General features: G+C 69.4%; 14 protein-coding genes and 1 pseudogene. 5 read left to right on the forward strand and 10 right to left on the reverse strand.

All coding sequences use genetic code 11. The features are described from left to right. Positions 1-11: 11 nt before the first annotated feature. Positions 12-602: a hypothetical protein gene (locus G3I60_RS31535; RefSeq protein WP_164296328.1), complete on the forward strand. Its 591-nt coding sequence runs from the start codon at positions 12-14 to the stop codon at positions 600-602. 86 nt (positions 603-688) lie between these two features. On the opposite strand, the gene G3I60_RS31540 is transcribed toward G3I60_RS31535, so the two are convergent. The 4 genes from G3I60_RS31540 to G3I60_RS31555 all read right to left on the reverse strand — a co-directional run bounded on the left by G3I60_RS31540 (position 689) and on the right by G3I60_RS31555 (position 4,854). Continuing rightward, positions 689-1,108, reverse strand: a complete 420-nt coding sequence (locus G3I60_RS31540) for a hypothetical protein (protein ID WP_164296329.1) — start codon at positions 1,106-1,108, stop codon at positions 689-691. Positions 1,109-1,269: 161 nt separating this feature from the next. Beyond that, entirely contained in the window at positions 1,270-2,310 is a 1,041-nt protein-coding gene (locus tag G3I60_RS31545) for an SCO0930 family lipoprotein (RefSeq protein ID WP_343241982.1), read from the reverse strand. Between the two features lie 235 nt (positions 2,311-2,545). Continuing rightward, entirely contained in the window at positions 2,546-4,027 is a 1,482-nt protein-coding gene (locus G3I60_RS31550; protein WP_164296333.1) for an NADH-quinone oxidoreductase subunit NuoF family protein, read from the reverse strand. Then, positions 4,015-4,854, reverse strand: coding sequence for a hypothetical protein (locus tag G3I60_RS31555; RefSeq protein ID WP_203674360.1), 840 nt, complete (start codon positions 4,852-4,854; stop codon positions 4,015-4,017). The genes G3I60_RS31550 and G3I60_RS31555 overlap by 13 nt, the downstream gene beginning before the upstream one ends. A gap of 616 nt (positions 4,855-5,470) precedes the next feature. On the opposite strand from G3I60_RS31555, the gene G3I60_RS31560 reads away from it, so the two are divergent. Then, the gene (locus G3I60_RS31560; RefSeq protein WP_232485637.1) at positions 5,471-6,541 is read left to right on the forward strand and encodes a CdaR family transcriptional regulator; all 1,071 of its coding nucleotides are present in this window, start codon (positions 5,471-5,473) and stop codon (positions 6,539-6,541) included. A 65-nt stretch (positions 6,542-6,606) separates the two neighbouring features. Here the strand turns inward: G3I60_RS31560 and G3I60_RS31565 are convergent, their stop codons facing one another. From G3I60_RS31565 to G3I60_RS31590, 6 genes and pseudogenes are all read right to left on the reverse strand, one after another. Then, the gene (locus G3I60_RS31565) at positions 6,607-7,416 is read right to left on the reverse strand and encodes a sigma-70 family RNA polymerase sigma factor (RefSeq protein ID WP_343241558.1); all 810 of its coding nucleotides are present in this window, start codon (positions 7,414-7,416) and stop codon (positions 6,607-6,609) included. A gap of 280 nt (positions 7,417-7,696) precedes the next feature. After that, positions 7,697-9,133 carry a DUF1996 domain-containing protein gene (locus G3I60_RS31570; RefSeq protein WP_164296337.1) on the reverse strand — a complete coding sequence of 479 codons (1,437 nt, stop codon included), beginning with the start codon at positions 9,131-9,133 and terminating at the stop codon, positions 7,697-7,699. A 4-nt stretch (positions 9,134-9,137) separates the two neighbouring features. Then, entirely contained in the window at positions 9,138-9,872 is a 735-nt protein-coding gene (locus G3I60_RS31575) for a DUF4142 domain-containing protein (protein ID WP_164296338.1), read from the reverse strand. Between the two features lie 304 nt (positions 9,873-10,176). Next, positions 10,177-11,547, reverse strand: coding sequence for a glycoside hydrolase family 16 protein (locus tag G3I60_RS31580; protein WP_239070478.1), 1,371 nt, complete (start codon positions 11,545-11,547; stop codon positions 10,177-10,179). 79 nt (positions 11,548-11,626) lie between these two features. Then, positions 11,627-12,724, reverse strand: a pseudogene (locus tag G3I60_RS31585) (glycoside hydrolase family 64 protein); the annotation flags it as partial. A 779-nt stretch (positions 12,725-13,503) separates the two neighbouring features. Beyond that, positions 13,504-14,106, reverse strand: a complete 603-nt coding sequence (locus tag G3I60_RS31590; RefSeq protein ID WP_164296340.1) for a TetR/AcrR family transcriptional regulator — start codon at positions 14,104-14,106, stop codon at positions 13,504-13,506. 143 nt (positions 14,107-14,249) lie between these two features. On the opposite strand from G3I60_RS31590, the gene G3I60_RS31595 reads away from it, so the two are divergent. From G3I60_RS31595 to G3I60_RS31605, 3 genes are all read left to right on the forward strand, one after another. After that, positions 14,250-14,915 carry a peroxiredoxin-like family protein gene (locus G3I60_RS31595; RefSeq protein WP_343241563.1) on the forward strand — a complete coding sequence of 222 codons (666 nt, stop codon included), beginning with the start codon at positions 14,250-14,252 and terminating at the stop codon, positions 14,913-14,915. Between the two features lie 209 nt (positions 14,916-15,124). Beyond that, positions 15,125-16,159, forward strand: coding sequence for a right-handed parallel beta-helix repeat-containing protein (locus G3I60_RS31600; protein WP_343241565.1), 1,035 nt, complete (start codon positions 15,125-15,127; stop codon positions 16,157-16,159). A gap of 133 nt (positions 16,160-16,292) precedes the next feature. After that, on the forward strand, positions 16,293-17,288 hold the full coding sequence (locus G3I60_RS31605; protein WP_239070495.1) for a methyltransferase: 996 nt from the start codon (positions 16,293-16,295) through the stop codon (positions 17,286-17,288). Positions 17,289-17,338: the final 50 nt, after the last annotated feature.

A 17,338-nucleotide genomic window follows, 5' to 3' on the forward strand; every position in this document is an offset into this window, starting at 1 on the left:
ACGGGGGCGCGATGGCATCGACGCACTGGCTGACACCGCGGATCGCGGCGGCGCTGAGCCGCCCGCGGTTCCGGGCCCGCCGCCACGGCCGGCCTCCCAGCGCGCCGCTCGACGTCCCTGACGCCACCGACTCGCCGTCACACGACCCGGCCCCGCCGGAACCGGAACCGCACGACGCGATCCCTCCCGCCCCGGACCTCCTCGAGAGGGCCGCTCGGCTGTTTCCTGCCGCGGAACCCTTCGGCGGTGCCGTCCGGGACGCGCTCGGCCCGGTGCTCTTCGACGACGGGGTCATCGAACTCCTCGCGCACTGCGGCACCGCCAGGAAGGTCCGCCCCACGGAGGACTGGCTGCGCGAGACCGGGTATCTGCTGACCGGGGCGCCCAGCGGACCGCGTGCGCTCGCCGGGATGCTGGAGGCCGCGTGCACTGTGCCGGAGCACGACGCCGTCGGACCCCTGCTCACCGGAGTGGCCTGGGCGGCCTGCACATCGGGCGACCCCGTCGCGGTCCTGGCGCTCGGGACGGCGGTGCGCCGGCGGAGCCGGCCGTCGCGCCGACAGCCGCGCTGGGTGCGCGCCGGGCTGCGGTCCGGTGGGTGACGGGGGGTGCGCGCGGGACGGTGGGTGACGGGCGGTGCGCGCGGGACGGTGGGCGGTGCGACGCACCGGGTACGCCCGGGGGTGGCTCAGCCGCTGTGCCCCGCGTGCTCCGGTGCCGCCTGGATCGTTCCGCCGAGCGTCGCACGCAGGCCCTTCAGGGCCTCCTGGGACTGGGCCGTGACGATCCAGCGGGTCCCGACGAGGTAGATGCCGCCGTACGCCTGGGCCTCGGTCAGCCAGTCGCGCTGGCCGGTTTCCGCGGCGAAGGTGAGCATGCGGAACTCGCCCTGCCCGGTGCGGCACGAACCCTGTCGCAGTTCCGTCGCGACCACGCTGATTTCGGCCTTGCAGCCGAGAACAGCGGCGATCTGCTGTATCGAAGCGGGGCCGGCGACCGCCGGTACGGTGGTGGGAACTGCTGCCGCCGTGCTTTTCGTGTGCGCATTTCCGGCGCAGCCGCTCAGCAGGACCACACACAGCGCCGCGACGACACGTCCCAGTCGCAAATTCGGCACATCAACCCCATTGATTCGGTCGGAATTCCGGAATTCCGTCGTTCCGCGACTCTGCTTCTTCTCCCCGCGCGGGGCGGGTGCCCGCACGGGGAGGCCGGGGCCCGGTGGCCGGGCCCGGTCCTCCCCGTGCGGATGGGCGCCGGGGGCGGGTGCTAGGAACCCGCGCCGGCCTTCTTGCCACCCTGGGTGACCGCGAACCACAGACCCATCTTGCCCTGGCCGTTGATGTCACCGGGCTTCTCGTCCCCGGTGAACCAGTAGACGGGCCAGCAGTCGATGGCGAGCTGCTTCGTTCCGTCGGGCCGGGTGACGGTGCCGACCAGCTTGGACGCCACTCCGCGCACCTTGGTCTTGTCGACGGGCTTGGCGGGCTTCCAGGTGTTCAGGCAGGCGTCGAGGCAGGCGAACTTCATCGGCCAGGCGCTGTCCTTGTTGAAGCGGTAGAGCGTCCGCATCTTCCCGTCGACGATGATCTTGCCCAGTTCGTCGTTGTCGGTGACCGACAGCTGCACGTCGCTGACCTGGCTCTGGGTCTGGCTGGGGCTGGGGGCGGGGGCGGCGGCCTGCTGTCCGGCCTTCTTGCCGTCGGGCGCCAGCGCGTTCCACGTACCGCCGACCCCGTGGCCCTTGGTGTCGCCGGCCTGGGTGTCCATGGCGTAGCGGTACACCGGCCAGCCCGCGAGGGTCAGTTGGCGGCTGCCGTCGGTCCTGATGACCTCGCCCAGCAGCTCGGGCTTGATGCCCGCGGAGGCGGTGGCGTCGTCCGCCGGCACGGCGGGCCAGGTGATGGCGCAGGCGCCGTCACAGTTGGACTTGGGCGGCTGGGCGGTGTCCTTGTCGAACCGGTAGAGGGTGAACCCCTTGCTGTCGGTGACGATCGGCCCCAGCTTCCCGTCGCTGCGCACCGCCAGCTCCTTGGCCGGCTCGCCCTTCTTCGCGCCCGCCTGGGCGTCGGTGCCGTATCCGCCCGTACTGCTGGCACCGTAATCCGAGCCGTATCCGGTCCCGATGTCCTTGCTGTCTCCAGCGGGCTGGACATTGGTTCCCTGGGCGTTGTTGCCCTTTTCGCTGCTGCCGCATCCTGCCGTCAGCAGAAGTACCACGGTGGCCGCTCCAGCGAATGCCGCTCGACGCCTGTTTACCATGACTGCTCCTTCGCATTCGGTCCGGCGGCTTCGCTCGCCGTTGCTCATGGATACGGGGGGACCCTGGTGGGTGTTCAGCCGAATCAAAACTTGTCACATCAGAGCAAGAACCGAGAGATTCAACGCTGCGTGGACGCAGGGCATTTGCCCACGTGACGACGGGAATTGCCGTCGTGGGGCGGGCGGTCGGGCCCGCCCTACGGACGGGTCTAGGGCGTGTTGCGAAAGTCCCGCCTGGCCCACGACGCCCTCCGGGCGAACAGCGCTACTTTCGCAACACGCCCTAGTCCTGGATGCGCAGCGCGAGGGCGGGGCAGCGGCGTATCGCGCGCAGCGCCTTCGGGCGCAGCCGCCCGGGCAGTTCCATCGACGCCTTCTCCGGATAGCCGTCGGCGCCGAGCTGGATGATCTCGGGGAGAACGTCCATGCAGAGCCCGTGCCCCTGGCACCGCGTCCAGTCCACGAGCAGCCGCTCGGTGCTCTCTTCAGCGGCCGGCGCCGCGGCGGTCTCGTCGGCGCGCAGCGGGAGGGTCCCCAGGACCGGCCGGCCGCAGCCGCTGCCGAGCGCGTGGTCGTAGAACTCGTCCGGGAACGTGGCGAGCGCCGACTCCACGAAGTTCGACGTCCCGTCGGGGTGGCTGCAGGCGCCGCGGCGCCTGACCGATTGCATACGGGCCTGGACGGCGTCGAGCGCGGCCTGGCCGCCTCCGCGGACGGCCAGTTCGAGGGTGTCGGCGAGCGCCGGCAGCCCCAGTACGCAGGGTCCGCACTGACCTGCGGATTCCCCGGCCATCCAGCGGGTGACCCGCAGTACCTCACCGGCCGGGCAGGTGTCGTCGGGCAGCGGCAGCACCGCTCCGGCTCCGAGCACCGCGCCGAACGAGACCAGGGATTCGCGGGATATCTCCGCCGCCTTCGCGGAGTACGGGTCCAGCCACTTGCCGTGATAGCCGCCGACCAGCACACCCTGGCCGGGGCCGAGCCCGCACAGTTCCAGGATGTACGACAGCGGGACACCGGTCGGTGTCTCCATCACCGTGGCCCCGGCGACGGTCAGCAGCAGCGTGCCCGGCTCCGTCGGCAGGCCCACCGAGCGGTAGCCCAGTGCGCCGACCCGTGCCGCGAGGGCGAGCTGGGCGTATGTCTCGGTGTTGGACAGCAGGGTGGGCAGACCGCCCAGGCCCCGGTCGCTCGTCCGGATGGAGCGCCCCGAGGGCAGCGCGGGACCGCCGCTCAGCCCGCTGACGTGAGCGGAACTCTCGCCCGTCACGAAACGCTCGGGGAGCAGCGTCACCCGGAGCTTGAGGCCGACCGGGCCGCGTTCGTAGATGGCGTCCTGAACGGACTGCTCGACGTCGGTCCTGGTCACCCCGACGACGACCTCCTCGGCGTTCAGCGCCGCGGCGGCCAGCAGCGCTCCGTCGATCACCAGATGCGGGGAGTGCAGCAGCAGCGCCGTGTCCTTGAGGCAGCTGGGCTCGCCCTCGCTGCCGTTGACGACGACGGCCGTACGGCCGTCCCGGCTCTCGGCCGCCCGGGTCACCGACTTCAGTTTCCGGGCGAACGGGAAGCCCGCTCCCCCGCGGCCGCGCAGGTCGATGTCCTCGGCGAGCGCCAGCAGTTCCTCCGGCCGCAGCCGGGGCAGCGAGCCGTGCACGGCCAGATGGGTGACACGGTCCAGCCGCGGCACCTCGTCCAGTCCGGCGAGCACCCGGGGCGGTCCGACACAACCGATGACCGGGCGGGGGCCGTTCACAGCCGCCATCCAGCAGTGCTGTCGACCCGCCCGCCGGAGCGGTCCATGGTGCCCGTGTCCTGGCGGGGCACGTAGAGAGCGGCCCTCGGTGGGCGGTCCGGCTCACGCGGTGGGACGACCCGGTAGGCGGCGGCCGTCACGGCCTGCGCTCCGGCGGCCGTTCGCTTCTGCCGGGTCCTGAGCCGCACGGTGAGGACCACGACGATGCCGAGCAGGCACAGGATGTAGGACACCGTCACCCAGGTGCTCGCGGGCCGGCCGGCTTTCAGACCGTGCAGCAGCGACGCGCCCCAGGCCGGATAGGCGCCCATGTGCAGGGCCCGCCACCAGCGCGAGCGCGTGCCGGAGGCGAACGCGCTGCGTACCGCGCCGGTCACCGCCACGGTCAGGAACAGATACCCGGCGAGGGTGCCGAGCCCGATCAGCAGGGGCTGGCGGCCGTCCGTGAAGGGCACGGCCGCGGCACCCGCGCTGGTCTCCTGTCGTTGCACCTTCACCCAGATGTGCAGGGCGAGGAAACCGAGTCCGCTGCTCGCCAGACCCCGGTGCACCCCCTGGGCGAGGAGCCGGTGACTGGAGTGCAGCAGCAGCCGGTCGGTGGATGCCAGACCCCACAGCACGGTGGCGGTGAGCGACACCAGCGAGAGCACTCCCGCTCCGAAGTCCAGGAAGTCCAGCGGCCTGCTGAACGCGCCCACGTTGCCCGCGACGGCCAACGCGATGAGGATCGCCAGGACGAGCGTGACGATGGTGACCGGGCGCCGGCTGCCGGCTCCGGACAGCAAAGGAGGCCGGCGGACGGCTCGCCGTCCGCCGGCGGCCGCTCCGGCACTCATTCTCCTTCGGTGCGACCGCCCCGACTGGCGCGGTCCGTGCGAGCGGGGGAACTGCATGGGGGACAAGGGCATGGGGAAAGCCTCCCGAGCGGGGGGTACCGAGCACTGCAAGTCGCACCCGGAGCCCAGGGGGTTGATATCGGCGCTGCCTGGCGGCAGCTGGTGGGACCCGGGGCAGCACAGGCCCGCACGGGGATATGAGGAGCCGGAACCCGCCGCAACACAACGGCGGTCGGACCGGCTCCGGTGCGGATTCTCGGAGGGATCGCCTCCACAGCCGACGAGCAGTGACCCGGGGTGCAGCAGCATCGCTCAACTTCCCAGCATCTCCACAAGATTTATCGCATCGTGACAAGTTCCTGCTTCCCCGTCGTCGTCACGGTGTGCAACTGCGGAAGATGCTCAACCAAGTGCTTCCGGTTCCGGCCGGACCGGGTCTAAACCGGCCCGGCCGCACCCTGGTGGTAAAGACCCGGTAAAACTCCGGGACCATCGGCGGGAAGCAACCTCTAGGAGGGCGCAGGAGGACCCTCAACTCCTCCGCCGGACAAGGACGACGGCGATGGAGGCAACCTCCGCAAGACCTGTCCTCCCCCCAGGCAGGTCTTACCCCGGCATGAACGAGGTAGAGATGTGCGAACTTCTTAACCGCATCTGGTCCCTCCCCCGTGGCGAATGGACTCGCGTTCTGCGCAAGGAACTCCCGTCACTGGCAGATGAGATGGTCGAGGCGCTTCGGCATGAAATTCCCGGCTTCGCCGACCTTCTCCAGGACATGGGCCGCGAAACGGTCAGGCAGGGGCTCGAAGAAGCCCTGCTGACGGCTCTCGGCTACCGGAAGCCACCGAAGGACGAAGACATCCCCCAGGAGCTGCCCACCACCGCGGCACCCCTCGACCGGTCACGCCAGGACCTGTTCAACGCACTGACCGGTGCCACCGAGGTACCGGACGCGGTCCTCCCGGAACTGGCCCGCAGGGCCGGCTGGCCACTGCCCGACACCGTCCGGGCCGTCGCCGTCAGTTCCCCCGGCGAGGCCCATCAACTGGCGGCGACCCTGGACGACTGCCTGGTCGGCATGGGCGGCGACGGACCGTGCCTGCTGATACCGAGCCCCGACCCGGACACCCGCGGCGCACTGGAGGCCGCCCTGCGCGGCCGCTCCACCGCCGTCGGACACTCCGTCCCGGTCCGTGACGCCGCATCGTCACTGCGCTGGGCACGACGCCTGCTGACCCTGACCCCCGCCCCCGGAGGACCCGACGCCCGGCCCGTCTTCGTCGACGACCACCTCTCCACCCTGCTGTTGCTCCAGGACGAACCGCTGGCCAAGGCATTGGCGGCCCGCTGGCTGCGGCCGCTGGCAGGACTGACACCACGCCAGAGCGAACGGCTGGAAGTGACCCTGCTGGCCTGGCTCGAAGGCGGCGGCGCACCGGAGGCGGCGAAAGCCCTGAGTGTGCACCCCCAAACGGTGCGATACCGCATGCGTCAACTGGAGAAGCTGTTCGGACAGGGACTGCGTGACCCACGCACCCGCTTCGAACTGGAGATGGCCCTGCGCAGCCGCCGGCTGATGGCGGAGATAGGACGGCGCGGCTCCCGGGTCACCCGAAGGGCGCGCACCGTCGCGGTGGGCTTCCGCCCACTGGTCGTCGCACGGGAAGCACGCGTCAACGGCCTCTGACCCACCCGGGCCGGCCGGCCCGCCCCGGCGGATCACGGAAACATCCGTGATCCGCCGCAGGCGCGTCACAACCCGGCAGGGACCGCCGCGCGCATCGTCGCGTTGAGGTCGAGCAGCTCGGTGTAGGCCCGCGAACAGGAATCACAGTCCGCCAGATGCCGCGCCAGCTCACGGCTGCGGACAGCGCCGCTGCGCCGTATCGCCGCACCGATCATGGCACTGAAGTGCCGGCACCGGTCGTCGCCCACACTGTCCACATGTGCGTGCAAATAGGCCTCGCGCAGCCCCTCGCGGGCCCGGAACGCCAACGACGTGACACCACTCGGAGTGATGCCCAGCAGCGCGGCGACCTCCGGCAGGGAATCGTTCTCCACGAGCGTGTGCCACAGAACGGCCTGCCAGCGCTCGGGCAGCGTGTTGAAACTGCGGACGAGCAACTGGCGGTCCTCGCTGGCCAGCAGATGCTGCTGCGGATCGGTACCGGCCGCCGACTGCTGCCACCACGACTCGAAGTCCGCCGTCAGCAGCGCCTTGCGGTCACCCGCACCCCACTCGATGGCCGTATGACGCACGACCGTCAGCAGATACGGCCGCCAGGCCCCCAGCGGGCCGGCCCCCGAACGCACCGCCTGGAACGTACGGATGAACGCCTCCGACACCAGGTCCTCGGCGTCGTGCGAATCGCGGCAGCACCGGTGCGCGTACGCGAGCGCGGCCTCGCGGTGCCGGCGGTAGAGGATGTCACCCGCGGCCGGGTTGGCGGTGCCTGAGCCGTAGCCGTCCTTGAGCTGCCGGGTGAGCTCCTCGTCGGAGGGCACGGCGTCCTGCGCCACCGTGCGTTCCCGGTCGTTCGCGGCTTCGCGAGAGCCCAGCACTGCCACCTCGCACAATCGAGCGACTACGGAGTTGTTTCCGGATTCGGCCCCGGCTCCGTAGTCGTGTTCCGTGGGACGTGCGCCGAACCGTACGCGTTCCACAGCCGTCGCACAGGTCGGTCGGCAGGATTGTGGCACGACATGGCGGTGGCCCCGGAGTCGGCTCCGGGGCCATCGCCCGTCTCGGGGCCGGGCGGGGGCATGGGGAGCGCCCAGCCCCGAGGGTTCTAGCGGAGGAAACCGCTCCGGGCGGGCCCGGAGACGCTTCCTCCCGCTACCATCAGCACTTGCGGCCGCTGTTCACGCAGTTCACCGCCTGCCGCATCAGCCGGTCCGACATCGCCTCGACGAAGTCACCGTGGTCCGTCACCGGCTTGTGCAGCTGCTCGGGGAAACTGTCCACGGCGATCCGCGCGCCCTGCGGGACGCTGTAGGTGACCCGCTCCACCAGCTGCGGAATCGCCTTGAACCCCTTGCCGCACGCACCGTTGCGGTCCGCGAAGGCGACATGGGTCCGGTGGTTGGCACTGTCGATGTTCTTGCCGTCCCAGCAGCTCTGGAAGGTGAAGGTACGCACCACGTCACTGCCCTTCGGGCAGATCGGGTATTTGTCCTTCAGCTGGCGGTTCTCGAACCCGGTGCAGCTCCACGAAGCGTTCGCGTTGGCCGTGCCGTTCGTGAAGGCCTTGGCGTCGCCCGTGATGATCCGCAGGAAACGCGGCATCGCGGTCACCCGGCTGACGGCGCTGCCGTCGAAGCGGATCGTGGTGGTCTTCGGCTGCAGGATCGTACCGACGTTGGCGTCCTGGCCACCGCCCGGCGCGTTCACGTCCGGACCCTGGCCGGCGTTCTGCACGCGCAGCACGGGCCAGTAGTAGGCCGACTGGTCCCCGTTGCTGCACGTCGTGCCGGCCGCCGCGAGGGAGTCGTTGGTGGAGAACGCATCCGTGGTCTTGTTGCCCACGTAGTCGTGCATGTGGTGGGCGCCGTTGCTCACACCCGGTGCCACGATGACATTGTCCGGATTGAGGTGCTTGTTCGCGTTGACGCCGCACTTCGAGGTGAAGGAACCGGTGGACGCACCGGCACGGGCACGGGGCTTCACCACGTTCGGCTGGACCTTGGTGATGTCGACGAAGTCCGCCTTCGACGGGCCCTTGCCCTGCTTCTTGCTCTGATCCTGCACAGCCTGGTTCTGAACGGCCTGACCCTGCCCGTCCTGCTGGCCCTGAACGGCAACGGCGTCATCCTGACCGCCGCCCCCGGTGTCACCGGGCTTCACATCCGTGGCCTTCATCTCACAGGCACTCAACTCGTCCAGCCCGGCGGGCGGCTGGGCCACCTGGGAGATCGCGTCGTCGATCTTCGCGATCGTGCCGCTGCGCTTCTGCTGCAGCTCACTGAGCGACGTGTCCTTGTTCCACTGCCCGGCGGAGAGCTGCTTGTACGAGTCCGCGACCTGCGCGTCGAGCTGCGCCAGATTCTTGTCGACCTCCGGCTTGGCCTGGTCGGGAACGTCACGCAGCCGGTCCCCCACATCGGGACAGGCGATCGTGGCCGCCCCCACCTGCTCGGTCTTCGCCGAATCCTGCCGCGAGTTGCCGGCGGAGGCGTTGGCGGCGACGAAAGCGACCCCGCCCGCGCCCAACACCAGCGCGGTGATCACCGCGACGGTCTTGTTCGTCAGGCGGGAGCGTTTATGGTCCTTTTTGCTCATGAGATCACTTCACTTCACTTCGTTGTTCCGGAGTCGAAGCGGAAGCCGTGACGGTGACCACTGGCTTCCCGGAGGGCGAGGCCCCGTCAGCGAGCGCGCCGAAATCGACGAGCCCGGTTTCCTCGAGAACCGAGATGTGGTCGAGGACCACGGTGTTGGCTCTGGTGGCCAGGGACCGGACCATGGAGTTACGGGTCTGCCCCCGAACCTGCGCCACGAGCGCGAACACCTTCCCGTGCGCGCGGCGCAGAAGATTGGCGAACAGCCGGTCGTACTGGGCCCCCGTGGCGGCATCCATCTGGGCGAGCCAGCCCTGCTGGTCCGAGTTCGGCTGGTTGGGCAGATCGATATGGAGCGCCTGGCCCACCTGCAGCACGCGCGCGTCCAACTCGGCATGCCCGTCGATGAGATGCAGCCCCGCGGTCCTGACCGATTCCTGCGTGCCGCGCTGCTGCGCCTGGTGGCCGGCGGGGCCCTCCCACAGCCCGGCGAGCCGGACCTTCCGGACGAAGTCCCGGTCGAGCGGGGTCAGCGGTCCGTACTGCGTGTTCACGACCCCGAGGCCGTCGTCCGTGATCGGAGGAGCGGCCACCGCGGAATTCTGACCGCCGAACTTCTGCATGGGGATCAGCAGCGCCACGAGCGTCACCGCGAGGGCACCGATGACGAGGACGGTTCCCGTGGTGTACCGGAAACCGACGGACGCGCCGAGGGCGGATCGCCGGACGAATGTCCGCACAGTGCCTCCTTGCGCTTTGCCGGGAGGGGGATGTCGGCGCAGAGGATCCGCACCGACATGCGGCTGGCACCGCCTTCCCGGGTGCCACCGGACGCTAGTGCCGGATGTGGCACTCCTGTTGAGGGATCATCACCATTGGATAAACATCGGAGCCCTACCCGGAATCCCTGGTACCGTTCCGTACCCACATGTGACCGGCCCGCGGCCTCGGCGCAACCATGCCCGGAACGCCGCGGACCGGCGGGAACAGCGATCGCGAGGATCGCCCTTCCCACCGGCCGGCAGTCGTACTCGGCTTCGGCGCTCAGCTCTGTGTGTAGGTGAAGTGCGGAGTGTCGTACTGGGGACCGTTCTTCTCGTAGGTGAACCAGTAGGTGATGACGCTGCCCGCGGAAAGCTGACTGACCGTCTGCGTCCAGGTACCCCCGCTGTTCGCCATCCGGAAGTTCTGCTGACCCGCCCCGTTGACCAGATAGTGCACGTCCACGTACTGCGCGGCCGTGGTCGGCGTGAAGGAGATCCGCGCCTGAGTGGCATTGATCCGGGTGGCGCTCGCCGAGTAGTCGGGTGACGAGGTGCCGCCCGTGGTGCCGCCCGTGGTACCACCGGTCGTCGTCCCGCCGGTCGTGGCTCCCCCGGTGGTCGTCCCACCGGTCGTCGTCCCACCATTGGTCGTGCCACCGTTCGTGGTACCACCGCCGTTGGTCTGGTAGACACCGAACCAGTCGATACTCATACCGGCGCCCGAGGTGATGTCCGCCGAGGGCGAGGTGCAGCCACAGACCTTGTTCGGGTACGAACCGCCGATCGCCACATCGAAGATGGCGAAGAACCCGTGGTCGACGGCCGCCTGCCAGGTAGCCGTCGACACCTGGTTCTGATTGACCTGATAGGTCAGACCGCCGTCGAGGTAGAACCGCAGCTGCTCGGCAGCGGTGTTGGTACGGTCCACGATCACCGAGTACGTGTGGAACCCGGTCTGGCAGCCGCCGCACGCCTGCAGCCCACTGCTGATGCCGTCCGGGTCATGGCACTCGCCGGCCCAGACACCGCAGTGGAAGGTGGTCGAGTGCTGACTCAGCGCGTTGACGTCCTCCATGATGTCCAGCTCGCCGATGTTCGGCCAGTTGGTCGCACCCACCGGGCGGGCCGCGGCGCCCATCGCCCAGAACGCCGGCCAATAGCCCAGTCCGTGTGCCGGGTTGGGCTGCTGGATGGAAGCGCTGATCTGCAGCTGACCGCCGGCCGGGGCGGCGAAGTCGGTGCGCTGGGTCTCGATCCGGCCGGAGGTCCAGTGCCCGCCGGCGTCCTTGATCGGCTTGATCACCAGATGGCCCGCACCGTCCTGGTAGACGTTTGCCGTTGAATCGGTCGCCGTCTCCAGTTCACCGGTCCCCCAGTTCGGCGCCGCACCCGGGTAGTTGTAGTTGGTACCGATGTCGTAGAGCCAGTTGGCCCTGTTGAGACCGCTGCCCGACGCGCCGCTGAACTCATCGCTGAAGACCGTGGTCCAGCCGGCCGGAGGCGCCGGCGCCGCGGCGGCCGACCCGCCCGATACGGACAGACCCAGGGCGCCGGCGACCAGCATGAGCAGAGCACTGAAGACAGTGAGCGGAACACGCCGCATACGGCGCGCGGCGCTCGACGCGGTTTCGGGCGGGACGTTTTTCCTCATGGGCGGTCGTGGCCTTTCTGCAGAGCTCCGAGACGTACGCGATGTACGAGAGGTGCGGATGGGTTCCGGGGAGGCGACGTCAGCTGAAGGGATCGAGGATGAGTGATGCCTGCTGCGGGCTGCCGTCGTGCACCAGCGACTCGTGGTGGCCGACGTCGTCGAAGGCGAACGCGTACGCGTTCCCGTCGGCCATCTGCGCGTGGATGAAGCGCGCGTAGTGGTTGGTCACCGCGTCCTGGTAGAAGTTCGCGGAACTCGCGTCGGGCTGACCGGTGTTGACCAGCAGTGTCGAGCGGTTGAATCCCGCGCACAGCGTGCGGGAGATCGGGCCGCGCACCAGGTCGTTGGGGGCGTCCAGGAGCTTGTAGCAGCCGAAGACGCTGTCGGCGTCGGGCTTCTGGAAGCTGGTGACGACCGCCCCTGAGGTGTTGGTGAAGTTCATGACGTTCCCCGACACCCGGCCGAAGTACTTCGTGTTCGGCTGGTCGGCGAAGGGCGTCACGGTGAGCGTCGAGGTGGAGTACTTCTGCCACACCCGGTTGATGTAGTCGTCGAGGACGCCGTTGGACAGCGCACCGGACTCGATGCCGTGCCCCGGCGCCAGCGCCCGCAGGACCGAACCGTCCGGCGCCGTCTGGATCAGCCCGCCCCAGCCACCGGACTGGCCGCGCAACGCGTTGAGGACCGCGTTGTATCCGCCGGGCTTCAGATGGCCCGTGGTCTGGCCGGCCCCGGTGGTGGACTGCACCGCGACCGCGTAAGGCGCGGAGAACATGTCCACCTGAGTGCTGTTGATCCACAGCCCGCTGTCGTTGAGCGTGTACTCCGACCAGTTGAACAGGATGTTGCGGTTCGGGTCGCTCGGATTCTGTACCGCGGGCTGCACCAGACCGCCGGTGGTCAGTTTGAACGCCAGCTTCTGGCCGTAGGAGAAGTAGACCCGGCCGGAGAACTTCGGGATCTGGATCGTCACCGACTGCCCGGAGGCGGGGCCGGGGATCGACGCGTCAGGGGCGGGGGTCGGCGGATTGCCGCCCGCCGGCCAGGCGTGGAACCCGCCGTTGGCGTCCGCCCAGCCCTGCTGACCGCTCGACAGCTGGGTGCCCAGGTCGTAGATGTAGACGCTGCCACCGCGCCCCGAGTTGTTGGTGATCTTCAGCGGTATGGTCCCGGGCACCGGCTGCCCGCCACCGCCGCCACCCGTGGTGCCGCCGGTCGTTCCGCCGCCGCCCTGGGTGTAGGTGAACTGGGGGGTGTCGTACTGCGGTCCGCCCTTCTCGTAGGTGAACCAGTAGGTGAGGACCGAGCCCGTCGAGAGCTGATCGACGGTGCGGGTCCAACTGCCCCCGCTGTTGGTCATCCGGAAGTTCTGCTGGCCGGCGCCGTTCACCTGGTAGTGCACATCGACGTACAGCGCGGTCGTCGTGGGGGTGAAGGTGATCCGCGCCTGAGTGGAACCGGTAGCGGTGACGCTCTGCGTGTAGTCGGACGGGCCGGCCGCCGCGTTCCCCGCGACGGCGGTGAGACCGAACAGTCCCGCGAGCACCAGGACGACGGCGGAGGCGAGTGCGGTGGCGCTGCGGCTCCAGCGCCGTCGGGGCCGATCAAGGCGCGGAAGTGGGGTTCTGCGCATCGGAAACTGGTATCCCTTCTTCTGTTCACGAAGCGAAAGGGAAGTACTGGTCCGGGCAGGTCGCGCTTTCACCTCACAGCCGAAGGCAAGCGATCATCCCCAGGGATGCCTTCGAACCAGCGAGATGAGAGCGCTCTCACCCAACAGGATCGTGTTGGATTCTTAGCGCACGACGTGTTCGCGTCAAGAAGTTGAACAAGATCTACTTAACGACCAGGACATATACCGGTGATGAGGGGCGCCCCCTCCTCCGCCGGCGCTTTGGGCCTTTCGTCGGCGACGGGAAAACAAGCCACAGGGCTTGTTATTAATCGAACGACGGCTTACCGACCGCGCTCCCGCCGGCCGAGCAGTTCGAGGGCCGCTTGGACGGTGCCGATCAGCGTCTCCGCGTCCGCTCCGCCGCGCGAGCGCAGGTTCACGCCGTAGGCGAGCAGCGCCAGCGTCTCGGCGGCGGCGTCCGGGGAGACGCCCGGGGCGAGCTGCCCCTGGCGCCGGGCCGTCTCGAGTTCCGCGCACAGCGCGTCCCGCAGCAGCCGGTGGTGTTCGTCGAGCAGGGCGCGGACGGCGGGGTCGCTGCCCTCGGGGCCGATATGGGCGTTGACGACCATGCAGCCCCATCCGGCGTACTCACCGGAGCAGCGGGCCTCGATCAGACCGGCGAAGAAGTCCCGCACGGCGGGCAGGCCCCGCCCGTCCTCCGCCAGTTCGCGGAACGCCGGCTGCGCGCGATGCAGCAGATAGCGGCGCAGGGCGGCGAGATAGAGCTCCCGCTTGTCGCCGAAGGTGGTGTACAGACTGGACCGGCTGAGCCCCGTCGCGGTGGCGACGGCCTGGATCGACGCCTTGTCCGAGCCGTGCTGCCAGAACAGCCGCTCGACGCGCTCCAGCGCCGTGTCCGGATCGAAGTGCTTGATGTCGGGCATCACTCACCGCTCCCGAGTACTTGGAATGGTGATTCCAAGATAACCCTTGACGTGCGAACCGACCCGCCATCATCCTGGAACGAGTGTTCCAAGATGTTCGGGATGTGTTCCGCACTCCCCTGCACAGAGAGAGGACGGCGATCGTGAGCCTCCAGGATGAGCTGCGCGACCTGCGCGACCTGTACGAGAACGGACCCCGGAAACTCCCCGCCGAGCTGCTCGAGGTCATGGACCGGGGCGGGTCCGAGCTCGCCGCGTCCGGCCTGGCGGAGCGCGCCCTGGGCCCGGGTGCGCCGGCTCCTCGGTTCACCCTTCCGGCAGCCACCGGGGAGCAGATCGCGCTGGACGCGCTGCTCGCCGAAGGACCCGTGGTCCTCACCTTCTACCGCGGCGCCTGGTGCCCGTACTGCAATCTCGCCCTGCGCTCCCTGCAACTGCACCAGGACGCCGTCACCGCCCGCGGCGCCCGCCTGGTGGCCGTCTCGCCGCAGATCCCGGACGAGACCCTCTCCATCACCGAGAAGGAGCAACTCACCTTCGACGTTCTCAGCGACATCGGCTCCGACGTCGCACACCGGTTCGGCATCGCGTTCGACCTCTCCGGCGAACTGGGCGAGGTGTACGACCGGTTCGGTTTCGAGCTCCAGCGGGTCAACGGCGGCCATGCCCGCACCCTGCCGCTGCCCGCCACCTACGTCATCGACCGCTCCGGCGTCATCCGCTGGGCCTTCGTCAGGTCCGACTACACCGTGCGCGCCGAACCCGCCGACATCCTGGCCGCACTCGACGCGCTGGACACGCTCGGCTGAACGCGCTCTTCCCGGGCGGTCGACTATGAGTGGCGGGGCCTGATGATCACCCATAGCTTCGAACCGGCGGGCGCACGCTCTGTACGGGCGAGGAATGCGGTGCCGCTGTCGAACGTCCCTCGGATCCGTCGCCGAGCCCGGCGCTGTTACGGGAGGACCATCCTGGAGAGCGGGTTCCGGTCATGGCTACGCGACGGTTTCATCAACTGGTGGGTACTGCTGTCGGCGTCGCCGCCGTAGGGCTGGCGGCGGCGCCGCCCGTACAGGCGGAGAGCGTACTTCTCGTCAGCAAGGGTCAGTCGATCCAAGAGGCGGTGAACCGGGCGAAACCCGGGGACACGGTCCTCGTTCTGCCGGGCACGTACCAGGAGAGCGTTCAGGTCACGATCCCGAATCTGACGATCCGCGGCTCCGGCGACCGGACGCTGATCACCCCTCCGGCCGTACCGGGTGGCAACACCTGCGCCGCGGGCGGCTACGGGATCTGCGTCACCGGAACGGCGGACCAGCCGGTCACCGGTGTGACCGTCGAGTCGCTGGCGGTCTCCGGGTTCACGAAGCACGCGATCAACGCGTCCGACACCGACGGACTGAGCGTGCGTTTCGTGCTCGCCCAGGACAACGGCCAGTACGGCATCAGCGTCGAGAAGTCGACCCGCGCCCGGCTGTCCATGAACCGGGCACGGAACAACGGGCAGGCCGGCATCTTCATGGCGAACCTGACCAGCGGCGAAGGCGGCGCCCTGGACACCCAGAGCGCGATGATCAGCGGCAATGACGTCTCCGGGAACCGGATCGGCGTCGTCGCACGGCGGGTCCGCAATCTGACGGTCGAGAACAACACGATGACCGGCAACTGCGGTGGCGTCTTCGTCGTGGGGGACGAGGGGACGCCGAGGGCGGGAGCGATCGGCATCCGTCTCAACAAGGTGGTGGCGAACAACAAGTTCTGCCCGGCGAACAGCCGGCTGCCGGTCATCCAGGGCTCCGGAATCGTCCTGACCGGCGTGGAGAACACGACCGTGGAGCTGAACAGGATCACCGACAACGTCGGGACCTCACCGCTGTCCGGCGGCGTCGTGCTGTTCCCGAGCTTCGCGGGCGGTCCCAACTCCGGCAACACCGTCAAGGACAACACGGCGCTCCGCAACGGTCCGGCCGACCTGTCCGACCGGGACACCGGCCTCGGCAACACCTTCAACGGAAACCACTGTCTGGTCTCAGCTCCGGTGGGCCGCTGCTGACCGAGTGGTCCGCCGCGCCGCGTCCGACACCCTTCCGATCCCCAGGAGAGGCAGCCCCATGACGACCACCCCTTCCACCGCACCCGTCCCCGCGGCACCCGCATCCGCATCCGCCATCACCCCGCACGCCGGCATGCGCCTGCGGGAACTCGTGTTCGGCGCCGCCTGCGCCGCGGCCGTCCGCGCCGAGGCCCGGCTGCGGGTCGCGGATGCCCTGGGCGACACCCCCGCGACGGTCGAGGAACTGGCCCAGGAGGTCAACGCCGAGCCCAAGCCGCTGCGCCGGCTGCTCCGTGCGCTGTCGTGCTACGGGCTGTTCGCGGAGACGGAGGACGGCCGCTTCACGCACACCGAGATGTCGCGGCTGCTGCGCGAGGACTCCCCCGACAGCCTCCGGTACATCTCGCTGTGGTGCACGGAGCCGTGGACCTGGGACGCGTGGCCGCTGCTCGACGACGCGGTCCGGTCCGGCAAGGACGTCTTCCCCGAGCTGTACGGCAAGAACTTCTTCGACTACCTGCACACCGACGCGAGCGAGTCGGCCGTGGTGTTCGACCGGGCGATGTCGTCGTCCAGCAGGCAGTCCGCAGAGGACCTCGCCGAGTTCGTCGACCTCACCGGGGTGTCGAGCGTCGCGGACATCGGCGGCGGCCAGGGGCTGGCGCTCGCCTGTCTGCTGGAGCGGAACCCGGAGCTGAGCGGGACCCTGCTCGACCTCCCCAAGGTGATCGCGAACGCGGACCCGCGGCTGCGGGACGGCGGCCCGCTGGCCGGGCGTGTCCGGCTCGTCCCGGGCGACTGCCGCAACGAGATCCCCGTCCAGGCGGACCTGTACATCATCAAGAACATCCTGGAGTGGGACGACGCCAGCACCCGCGCCACCCTGGCCAACATCGTCAAGGCCGCGCGCCCCGGCGCCCGGGTGCTGGTCGTCGAGAACCTGGTCGACGACAGCCCGTCGATGCGGTTCACCACCGCCATGGACCTGCTGCTGCTCCTGAACGTCGGGGGCGCGAAGCACTCCAAGGTCAGCATGGCCGCCCTGATGGAGGAGGCCGGGCTCGCTGTCGGCCAGATCCGCCCGGTCAACCCCTACCTGCACGCGTTCGAGGCCGTCGTCCCCGTCTAGGGGCCGTCACCGTCACCACGCACTGTGCGCCACGCCCCTGAGGGGCGTGG

Source organism: Streptomyces sp. SID13666 (assembly GCF_010548325.1).
GTDB classification, from domain to species: Bacteria; Actinomycetota; Actinomycetes; order Streptomycetales; family Streptomycetaceae; genus Actinacidiphila; species Actinacidiphila fildesensis.

What these genes read in the sequence shown, in the direction of transcription:
- G3I60_RS31555 (WP_203674360.1), bottom strand. Translation starts at nt 4,854, where the DNA reads ATGAGTGCCGGAGCGGCCGCCGGCGGACGGCGAGCCGTCCGCCGGCCT.
- G3I60_RS31535 (WP_164296328.1), top strand. Translation starts at nt 12, where the DNA reads ATGGCATCGACGCACTGGCTGACACCGCGGATCGCGGCGGCGCTGAGC.
- G3I60_RS31550 (WP_164296333.1), bottom strand. Translation starts at nt 4,027, where the DNA reads ATGGCGGCTGTGAACGGCCCCCGCCCGGTCATCGGTTGTGTCGGACCG.
- G3I60_RS31560 (WP_232485637.1), top strand. Translation starts at nt 5,471, where the DNA reads ATGAACGAGGTAGAGATGTGCGAACTTCTTAACCGCATCTGGTCCCTC.
- G3I60_RS31545 (WP_343241982.1), bottom strand. Translation starts at nt 2,310, where the DNA reads ATGAGCAACGGCGAGCGAAGCCGCCGGACCGAATGCGAAGGAGCAGTC.
- G3I60_RS31580 (WP_239070478.1), bottom strand. Translation starts at nt 11,547, where the DNA reads ATGAGGAAAAACGTCCCGCCCGAAACCGCGTCGAGCGCCGCGCGCCGT.
- G3I60_RS31605 (WP_239070495.1), top strand. Translation starts at nt 16,293, where the DNA reads ATGCGCCTGCGGGAACTCGTGTTCGGCGCCGCCTGCGCCGCGGCCGTC.
- G3I60_RS31590 (WP_164296340.1), bottom strand. Translation starts at nt 14,106, where the DNA reads ATGCCCGACATCAAGCACTTCGATCCGGACACGGCGCTGGAGCGCGTC.
- G3I60_RS31570 (WP_164296337.1), bottom strand. Translation starts at nt 9,133, where the DNA reads ATGAGCAAAAAGGACCATAAACGCTCCCGCCTGACGAACAAGACCGTC.